The 9,499-nt window shown below is 69.0% G+C and carries 5 protein-coding genes and 1 CRISPR repeat array; all 5 genes read left to right on the top strand.

The window, feature by feature from the left end; translation table 11 throughout:
- Positions 1-22 precede the first annotated feature (22 nt).
- Positions 23-1,358: direct repeats of the CRISPR family, unit length 35 nt; unit sequence GTTTCCTCGCGCTTCGGCGCGAGGCCTCATTGAAG.
- Positions 1,359-1,798: 440 nt separating this feature from the next.
- A complete protein-coding gene (gene cas7u, locus LLG88_01980; GenBank protein MCE5245675.1) occupies positions 1,799-3,037 on the top strand; it encodes a type I-U CRISPR-associated RAMP protein Csb1/Cas7u in 1,239 nt (412 codons plus the stop codon).
- Positions 3,038-3,042: 5 nt separating this feature from the next.
- A complete protein-coding gene (gene csb2 / locus LLG88_01975; protein MCE5245674.1) occupies positions 3,043-4,692 on the top strand; it encodes a type I-U CRISPR-associated protein Csb2 in 1,650 nt (549 codons plus the stop codon).
- 11 nt (positions 4,693-4,703) lie between these two features.
- Positions 4,704-7,616 (top strand): type I-U CRISPR-associated helicase/endonuclease Cas3, encoded by a 2,913-nt coding sequence (gene cas3u, locus LLG88_01970; protein MCE5245673.1) that lies wholly within the window; start codon positions 4,704-4,706, stop codon positions 7,614-7,616.
- 12 nt (positions 7,617-7,628) lie between these two features.
- Positions 7,629-8,537, top strand: a complete 909-nt coding sequence (locus LLG88_01965) for a hypothetical protein (protein MCE5245672.1) — start codon at positions 7,629-7,631, stop codon at positions 8,535-8,537.
- A gap of 238 nt (positions 8,538-8,775) precedes the next feature.
- On the top strand, positions 8,776-9,499 hold a 724-nt coding region (locus LLG88_01960; GenBank protein ID MCE5245671.1), incomplete at its 3' end, for a hypothetical protein.

Raw genomic sequence — 9,499 nt, 5'->3', positions numbered from 1 at the left:
TGACGGCCGTCCGGCAGGCGTCGTTTCCTCGCGCTTCGGCGCGAGGCCTCATTGAAGCCTTTCCCGTCGAGGTGACTCCGAGCCCGCACTCGACGTTTCCTCGCGCTTCGGCGCGAGGCCTCATTGAAGCGGCGGCGCCGCCGACGGTCCGCACGCGTGGCAGTAGTGTCCTCGCGCTTCGGCGCGAGGCCTCATTGAAGCAAGAAGGAAGCGAAGAAGAGCTACTGGGCGGAGCGCGGTTTCCTCGCGCTTCGGCGCGAGGCCTCATTGAAGCGCGCAATCCCACGGGTTCGCGTGGAGCGCCTGCAACAGGTTTCCTCGCGCTTCGGCGCGAGGCCTCATTGAAGGTCGCCGTCGATCAGACCCTCCTCCTCCGCCTCCTGCGTTTCCTCGCGCTTCGGCGCGAGGCCTCATTGAAGGTTGTTCCACGCGCGGCCGAACACGATGCCGGCGACGCGTTTCCTCGCGCTTCGGCGCGAGGCCTCATTGAAGGTACGTGCCGGCGCCGATCGTGCCGTTCGTCCCCGCGGTTTCCTCGCGCTTCGGCGCGAGGCCTCATTGAAGGTCCGACATCGTCCGGCGGAGTTGCTCGATCTGCCGGCGCGTTTCCTCGCGCTTCGGCGCGAGGCCTCATTGAAGGCCGGCGAGCTGCCACGTGCGGCTCGGCGCGTGCGTCGTTTCCTCGTGCTTCGGCACGAGGCCTCATTGAAGGACGCCGCGTCCTCGCCGGAGCCGATCCGCGCGCACGGTTTCCTCGTGCTTCGGCACGAGGCCTCATTGAAGGACGACGACGACGCGCGGGACGGCCTCGGTCGCGGCCGTTTCCTCGTGCTACGGCACGAGGCCTCATTGAAGGACATCTGCCGCCGAGTGGCGCGCTCGCGCGGCTGACGTTTCCTCGTGCTACGGCACGAGGCCTCATTGAAGGCGGATGGCTTCCTTGTCCACAACCAGCGCCTTGAAGTTTCCTCGTGCTACGGCAGGAGGCCTCATTGAAGGGTTGGCCGCCCCTGTCGCCTACGATGGTTAGTGTTGTTTCCTCGTGCTACGGCACGAGGCCTCATTGAAGGACTATGCCCCCTTCCGTGGTCACGGTCGCCGCCGCGGTTTCCTCGTGCTCCGGCACGAGGCCTCATTGAAGGGTCGCTTTCCAGCGGCTCGACGGCCGCCTTGTGGACGTTTCCTCGTGCTTCGGCGCGAGGCCTCATTGAAGGTAGCGCGGCCCATCGGCGGCGAACTTGCCGTTGCGGTTTCCTCGCGCTTCGGCGCGAGGCCTCATTGAAGCAGCCTCCCTGTCCCGAGCCGACGCCAAATTGGTCGCGGGTTTCCTCGCGCTTCGGCGCGAGGCCCGGTTGAAGCGGCGGGGCGTGCCGCTGGCGTTGGAAGAGTCGTGGTCCTGGAATCGGTCGTCAACGCAGGCCTGCCGCGTGACCGAGGCAGACAGCGATGAAACGGAAGGCCGACACGGATTAACGCCACTGGCGGCACGTTATGGGCCCATCATTGAGCTATAAGGGGGGACGCCAATAGAAAGGAGGCCCCGCCCGCGGCGGGGCCGCAGGCGGGGACGGCGTGTTGCCCGAGACGGCGGCAAAGATCCCGCCCATTCTTCAATGAGGCTCGGGCTGAGGGCGGGGAACTCAGCCGAGGGGGTGAGGTTACGGCGAGAGGGGAGGCTCGCAACCCATGTGGAATCTGTCTGAGACGTCGCCTTGACGGGCGCGTGGCAGCGACGTATTCTCGGGTAGTGGTGGGACGTTAAATATACCACCCATGAACAAGCAAGGAGGTCGGAAACATGACTGCGAAACTGGACGAGTTGGCCAATCTCATCGAAGCGGGGGCGGTCGCGGTTCGGAGGGTCCGGCGGTTCGGTCCGGCGGGCGGGGCCGGCGACAAGGTCTTCCCGCCGACGTACGTCGTCGATGATCCCAAGGCCCAGACGAAGTACGCCATCGAAACCCGCCGCATCGACGGCGCCGCCGTGGATACAGTCCTCTTGGACTCCGTGCAGTCGCAAGCCAACCGTATGGAACAGGCACTGCTCGCCGGATGGCGCGCGGGAGAACTGTCCTTCCCCGTGATCGTGGTCGATTTTTCCAACGAGAAGGGGCTCGAAGACATCGGCCAGATCACGACGCTCGACGCCCCGCACCGCTTGGCGGACGCCATCCTGCGCGACAGCACTACGGCGAAAGGCGTCCCGTTCCGCCAGTCGGGAGAGGGACTTGCGTTCACTCGGGCCAAGGTGGCGCGCGCGACCGCCGTCTTCAAGCTCTGCCCCACCGCGTTGATCTTCGGTGTCTGGGACTCCACGGGGGCGACGGGCGGGATGGGCGCGAAGTTCGCGCGGACTCTGGTTTCGGAGATTGTCGGGGTCAACGCCTGCGCGGGTGTCAAGACGGCCAGTCGAATTGACCCTCTGCAGATTTCGGACGTCTCGAAGGGCAATCCGCTCTACGAGGACGCCGAAGAAGGCTGGACGTTCGAGAAGCCGAGCGGCAAGAGCGCCAAGCCGCAGGCGCTGAAGCCCTCTGACGTCAACCACGGCAACATTGCGCCGTCGGTGGACGCGAAAGCGGGCGGCGTCACGTTGGACTACGCGCTGCACACTGCGGTGCTGTCCTTGGCCGGCCTGCGGAAGCTCGCCTTCCCCGTGGATTGCAGCGGGCGGACGCTCGATGGGGCGCAGCGCGCCAAGGCCGAATCGGCGGCCAGGACGGCGCTCGCCGCGCTCGCTCTCGCCGGGGTCGTGTATCAGGACGCGATGGGCTACGACCTTCGCTCCCGCTGTCTGCTCGTTCCCGAAGGCGTCGCCCAGTTCGAGGTTGTGGCCGCAGACGGGCGCGTCCATGGGCTGACCATGAGCCGCGAAGATGCGCAAAAGGCGGTCGCCGACGCCGCCGCTGCGGCTGCCAATTGCGGCATGGGGTGGGCGTGCGAACCCGGCAAGCCGATCCTGACGCTCAAGCCGACGGAAAAGCTGTGCGAGCTGATCCGGATCAGCCGGGCGCAGGCCGCGACGTCGAAGGAGTGACGGCCATGCTGGCGTTGCGGATCGACCTCTTGACCGGGCGATACGTCGCGACCGCCTACAACGACCGAAACGAGGGGGAGTGGCCGATTCACCCCGCGCGCGTGTTCTCGGCGCTGGTCGCCGCGCTGCACGACGCGGACAGTCCGGATCCGTTGGAGCGCGAGGCGCTTCTCTGGTTGGAGCGTCTTCCCGCGCCGGACATCGCGGCCTCCAACTGCGGGATGCGCACCGCGGCGCGGGTGTTCGTGCCGGTCAACGACGTCGGCTCGATGCCGGACTTCTCCGACGACGCGCGCGCTTGCGAGGAGGCGAAGGCCGAACTCGCCGCGGCTAAGTCGGGGGCGGCCGACGGGCGGGCCATCCGTTCGCTGCAGGCGACCGCGAAGAAGCTGGAGGATCGCCTGCTGGAGGACTACCGCGCGGCCAGGACGTTCAACGCCGGCGAGAAGATCGACGTAGCCCGCGCGCTGGCGGTCCTGCCCGAGCGGCGAGGACGTCAGCCGCGGACCTTCCCGTGTGTCGTCCCCGACGACCCGGTGTGTCATTTCGTCTGGCGCGACGCGGCGCCGCCGGCGGCGGTCCGCGGTGGCTTGGAGCGGCTTGCGCGCCGCGTGACGCGGATCGGCCATTCGTCGTCCCTCGTCGCGCTGCGCTGGGTCAACGACCCGCCTCGCCCGACTTGGACTCCCTCCGACAATACGCGCGGGGCCCGGGTCCTGCGTGTGGTCTCCGAAGGGCAGCTTGAGCGTCTGGAGGAGGAGTTCGGGCGGCACCGCGAGACGTCGCCCCGCACGCTGCCCTGCGGGCTCGTCCCGTATCGGTCGGCGTCGAACGCCGGGCGGGAAGCCGCGTGCGGCAACCTCGGCGAGGACTGGCTGGTGTTCGGCCGCATTCAAGGACCGGCGTTCCCGTCGCACCGCGGGCCGGAGTTGGCGAAGACGCTTCGCGACGCGCTGATGTCGGCCGCCGCGGATCCGATCAAGGTAGTGCTTTCGGGACACGAGCCCTCCGGACGTCGGACCGATCGACCGCACGTCGCCTGCGTGCCGCTTCCGTTCGTCGGGCATCGCTACGCCGACGGCTCGATCTTGGGAATTGCCGTGGTGCTTCCGCGGGAGACGTCGGAGGACGATCGGCAGTACATCGAAGACGCGGTCGTCAAGTTGGAGGACAGGGCCGGGGCGGCTCGAGGAAGCCAACCCCCGCCGGTCCGCCTCGTCATGGGTGCGGCGGGCGAACTGACGCTCCAGCGGGTCGTGGGCCTGCCCGGGCTGCGGACTCTTGACCCCGACGCGTGGTGCCGCGCGTCGCGCACCTGGGCGACGGCGACGCCGATCGCGCTGGACCGGCATCCGGGCGATCTCCGTTCGCGCTCCGCCGCCAAGGCGGCCGAGGCGCTGCGGCGCGCGGTCGAGTCTGTCGAGTCCGCGTGCACGCACATCGGCCTTCCGGCGCCGACGGAGGTTCGCATCGACGGGAGCTCGGCCGTCGGCGGCGCGGAGCATGCGGCCAAGTACGGCCCGTATCCGGCGCGCGCCGGCCGGTTCAGGCGCGAACTTGTGCATGCCGTCATCCGTTTCGAGCGGCCGGTTGCGGGCCCCGTTGTGTTGGGCGCGGGGCGGTTCCAGGGCTTGGGTCTCTGCCGGCCCCTCTAGGAGACAACGCGATGCAAGGCCTTCAGGTCTCGGACTTCGGCGCGTTCTTTCACGCGATCCACGGATCCGACCCCTTCCCGTGGCAGATGCGGCTGATGGAGGACGTCGCCGCCAACGGCTGGCCCGACGTCCTCGATATCCCGACCGGTTGCGGCAAGACCGCCGCCTTGGACGTCGCCCTGTTTCACCTCGCGCTTCAGGCGACGGAGCCGCCCAGCAAGCGGCGAGCGCCGCGGCGGATCTTCTTTGTCGTGGATCGGCGGGTCGTCGTCGATCAGACCTACGCGCGGGCGGAACGGATCGCCAGCGCGGTGCTGGGCGCGAAGGCTGGCGTGCTTCTCGCGGTGCAGCAACGACTCTCCCGCCTTTCCGACGTGTCGGGCAGGCTGGTCGTGGCGGCGCTTCGCGGCGGCAAGCGGCGCGACGCGTCGTGGGCGCTGGATCCCACGGTCCCCGTGCTCGCCGTGTCCACGGTCGATCAGGTCGGGTCCCGGCTCTTGTTCCGCGGATACGGCGTGTCGGAGGGCATGCGCCCGATTCACGCCGCGCTGGTCGGCGAGGACTCGCTCTTCATTCTGGACGAAGTGCACTTGGCGAGGCCGTTCGAGGAGACGCTGACGGCCGTCCACGAGCGCAGACGCAGATGCGAGCGCGCCCCGCTGACGCCTTGGAAGCTCGTTCGGATGTCGGCGACGGTGGACGCGAAGAACTGCGGGACGCGGTTTGCGCTCGACGCCGTCGACCGCTCGCCCGACGGGCCGCTGCACAGCCGACTCAGCGCGTCGAAGCCCGCCACCCTCCTCGCTGTCCCCTGCGTGACCGAGGAGGAGGAGAACGCGACTCGACTGGCGCGGGCGCTGGCCGACGAGGCGAAGCGCATGCTGCGCGGCGGCGCCGGCAGCGTCGCCGTCATGGTCAATCGCGTCGCCACGGCGAGGCGCGTCTTCCGAATCCTGGAGGCAAAGCAGCCCGATGAGTCGCGGGACTTCGGCGTCGTCCTGTTGACGGGACGGATGCGGCCCCTCGACCGGGACATCGTCGTTGGGAAGTACTTCGACCAGATAAGGCCCGACCGAAAGCGCGAAGTCTCGGCGAGGCCGCTTGTCGTCGTCGCCACGCAGTGCCTCGAGGCGGGCGCCGACGTCGATTTCGACGCGTTGGTCACCGAATGCGCGAGCCTCGATGCCTTGCGGCAGCGGTTCGGACGGCTCGATCGGCTCGGGTCCTGCGGCAAGGCGCAGGCCACGATCGTCGTGAGGCACGACGCCCTCAACGCCAAAGAGCCGGATCCTGTCTACGGCGCCGCCATCGTCGAGACGTGGAAGTGGTTGAAGGAAAAAGAGGGGAAGCTGGACTTCGGCGCCGAGAATCTGCGTCTTCCCGGCAGGGACCGGCTCGTCGGAATGCTGGCTCCGGAGGTCCATGCCCCGGTCCTTCTGCGCGCGCATCTCGACGCCCTCGCTCAGACGAAACCCGCGCCGATGGTGGATCCGGACGTCGCGCTGTGGCTTCACGGGCCGCAGGCCGGGCCGGCGGACGTTCACGTGGTGTGGCGCGCCGACATCGAAGAGCTGGACCTTGCGCACAAGGATCGTTCGGAGGCGGCTCTTTGTCTCTTGGCGGCGTGCCGCCCCACGGCGGGCGAAGCCATGCCCGTGCCGTTCTTTGCGGCGCGGGACTGGCTCCGCGCGTCCGACGACCTGATCGACTCCGACAGAGACATTTCCGACGTCGAAGGGCAGGCTTCGGCGGGGGATCGCGCGAGGTGGCGGAAGTCCCGTCCGTACATCGTCTGGCGGGGTGAAGATAGCTTCGTCGGCGGAGGCGAGTCGGGCCGTTGGCTGCGGCCCGGCGACACGATCGTCGTTCCCGCCGAGTACGGCGGCGTTGATCCGAAGAGCAAGGTCTGGAGCCCGACTGTCGCGGGCCGGGGCCGCGAGGCGAGCGAAGCGAGCGCCGTCTCTGACGTGGGCGACATCGCCCACTTCGCGGCGACTGGGTGCGCGCTCTTGCGGCTTGACCAGCGCGTGCTCCACGGCGCCGTCGCGGCGCTTGGCGCCGAGAATCCTCCAGTCGTGCCGTGCGACGACCCGGATCTGGCCGTTTCAGAACTCGAAGACGCAGTTGCGGCGTGGCTCGAGGAGTGGAGTCCCGAGCCCGGACCGCTGTTGGAAATCGTGCGCGCGCTCCGCGCTGGGCCGACCGAAGTCGTGCGCGTCAATCAGGGCTCGGGATACCTGATCGTTCGGCTGAAAGGGAAGAGCGAGGCGGAGAGCGAGGATCAAGGCGGCTTTGGCTCGTCGTTCACCTCCGCCGAGGTGCCGCTAGCTCGGCATCTGGATCAAGTAAGAGAGAAGGTGGAGCGGTTCGCGTCACTTTGCGGCATCCCCAAGGCGGAGATGGGTGCCTTGGTTGCCGCGGCGCAGTGGCACGACGCAGGCAAGGTGGACCCGCGGTTCCAAGCGATGTTGCGGGGCGGCGATCAGCTCCGAGCCCGCAAGGGAGAGCCGCCGCTCGCGAAGTCCGTCCTGTCGTATCGCGACCGCGCGTCGTGGCGTCGGGCGCGCGAACTGTCCGGGTACCCGGCCGGGGGAAGGCACGAACTGGCCTCGGCGGCGCTGGCCAAGGCCGCGCTGGCGAAGAAGGCGATGGTGGACAGTGAACTGGTCCTGCACCTCATCGAGTCTCACCACGGCTTCGCCCGCCCGTTTGCGCCTGCCGTCGTCGATCCGTCCTCGAAGAACGCGGACTTCGCATTTGATGGTGTGCGGGCGACCGCGGCGCAAGCGTGGGCCGCCGCCGAGCTCGACTCGGGCGTCGCGGACCGTTTCTGGCTCTTGGTCGAGCGCTACGGATGGTACGGCTTGGCGTTCCTCGAGACGCTTCTGCGGCTCGCGGACCACCGCGTCAGCGCAGGAAAGTAGAAGGGAGCGGCGATGGCGGACATCGTTCTCACGGGCTGCGACGGCGGCAACCCTCTGGGCTTCTTGGCGGCTCTCGGCGCCTTCCGGGTGGTGTCCGGCGTCGAGAAGTCGGCGGCGATGCATTGGTCGAAGAACGGACGCTGGCGCGCCGTTCTGACCCTTGATCGTGGCGCGGACGCCTTGGTGGATGCGATCTTCGGGGACGCCGAGAAGTGGCGAAAGCGGCCGGAGTTGGAACTGGCGTACAAGAAGAAGGACAAGGCAGACAAGGTGGTGCGCGACCTCAAGGCGCCGCCGGAGGAGTTCCGTAACTTCGCGGGAAGGAGCCCGAAGCCGCCGTTCTCTCGGGACGAGTTCGAGGCGTTCGTCGCCGCCTATGGCAGCGATGTCATCGTCGATGGACAGGGAAACACCAAGCCGACGGCCTTCCATTTCACCGCCGGCCAGCAGCAGTTCTTGGGGATGGTCATCGATCTCGTGAACGGCCTGCAGCGGGAACACCTGCAGGAGGCGCTTTTCGGCCCCTGGAAGTACGAGAGCAAGCTCCCGATTCTGCGTTGGGACGTGTCGGGCGAACGGCTCTACGCTCTTTCGGCCGTCGATCCCGCGCGCGACAAGGCGCTCGGCGTTCCCGGCGCGGACTGGCTCGCGTTCCAAGCGCTGCCCTTATTCCCCTCCTTCCCCGTCGGTCAGCGACTCGGCACGACTGGCTTCGTCGGCCGAGGGAAAGACATCGCTTTCCGGTGGCCGATGTGGATCGAGAAGGCCAGTCTCCATGCGATCAAGAGCCTGCTGATGGCGAACACCGGAGAGTGGCGCGCCGCGGAACGCAAACTGCGGGGCATCGACCTTGTGTTCGAATCGAAGGTCCGCCGCTCGGACCGCGGCTACGGCGTCTTCGCCGCGCCGGAGGTCGTGTAGCCTTCGCACTCCCTCGGGGCGCAGCGCTCAGCGGGCGAACGGCGGGTGAAGCGCAGGCGACGCGCGTTCACTTCCATGCCCTTGCCTTGTCCCGAAGCGTGTGGGGATGAACCGAGGACCGGCTCGGCAATTGGGCGGACGTCTGGGCGCGTGCTTGCGCCCTCGGAGACGATGCGCGAATCCGCGGCGCGGCGATAATGCGGCGGGGGAGAAGGACGGCGCGGCGATGAGGACGGCGATGGCGATCGGGTTGGCGGCGGCGGCGATGGTCGCGGGAATCGTCGCGGGCGGGGCGAAGGCGGCCGAGCCCGCGAAGGGCGGCGCGGCCGCGAAGGGCGGGGCGGAGGCGCGGCTCGACGCCGTCGCCGACGCGTACGTCAAGCTCTCGCTGGCGATCGGGCGGCACGATCCGCTCTACGTGGACGCCTACTACGGGCCCGCGGAGTGGAAGGCCGAGGCGGAGCGCGGCGCGCCGACGCCGCTGCCGGAGCTGCTGGCCCGCGCGCGGGCGCTGCTGCGCGAGGCGCAGGCCGCGCCGGCGTCGCCGCGGCGCGCGTTCCTCGAGAAGCAGCTCGTCGCCGCCGAGGCCGCGCTGCGGCGGATGTCGGGCGAGAGGCTGTCGCTGGCCGAGGAGGCGCGGCTGCTGTTCGACGTCGCGCCGCCGCCCGTGCCGGCGGCGACGTTCGAGGCGGCCCGCGCGCGGCTCGAGGCGCTGCTCCCCGGCGAGGGGACGCTCGCCGCGCGGATGCAGGCGGTCCGCGCGCGCGTCGAGGTGCCGCGCGAGAAGCTCCCCGCGGTCGTGGACGCGGTGCTGGCCGAGGTGCGGCGCCGCGCCGGGACGCACGTCGCGCTGCCGGCGGGGGAGCGGTTCAGCGTCGAGTACGTGAAGGACCAGCCGTGGGCCGCCTACAACTGGTACAAGGGCGGCTACCAGAGCCTGATCCAGGTGAACACGAACATCC

The organism is bacterium (genome assembly GCA_021372775.1).
Classification (GTDB): domain Bacteria; phylum Acidobacteriota; class Polarisedimenticolia; order J045; family J045; genus JAJFTU01.
The sequence above is the reverse complement of the archived record's forward strand: the minus strand, read 5'-3'. Positions and strand labels throughout refer to the sequence as shown.